The sequence below is a fragment of the Methylobacterium frigidaeris genome (genome assembly GCF_022179185.1).
In the GTDB taxonomy this organism is placed as follows: domain Bacteria; phylum Pseudomonadota; class Alphaproteobacteria; order Rhizobiales; family Beijerinckiaceae; genus Methylobacterium; species Methylobacterium frigidaeris.
The window spans coordinates 1-233 of record NZ_BPQJ01000372.1 but is presented as its reverse complement, the minus strand read 5'-3'; the positions used below and the strand labels follow the sequence as shown (position 1 = coordinate 233).

1 pseudogene is annotated in these 233 nt (G+C 71.2%); it reads left to right on the top strand.

Annotated features, from left to right (window positions below):
* A pseudogene (locus MFF64_RS37400) lies at positions 1–214 on the top strand (efflux transporter periplasmic adaptor subunit); the annotation flags it as partial.
* Between the last annotated feature and the right edge of the window lie 19 nt (positions 215–233).

Below are 233 nucleotides of genomic sequence, written 5' to 3'. Positions count from 1 at the left end.
GAGCATCACCCTCGGCATCTCGACGGCGAATGCCGCAGCGAGCACCCAGGGCCTGCCGGACGTGAACCCGGTCTACACCTGGGTGCGCCTCGCCCAGAGGGTCCCGGTTCGCGTCCGCATCGACCGCAAGCCCGCCGACGTGCCGCTGGTCGCCGGCATGACCGCCACCGTGGTGGGGGGCGACGGCCGCGACCCGGTGTCGTACTGGTTCTAGGATCTGGCCAACCGGGGTT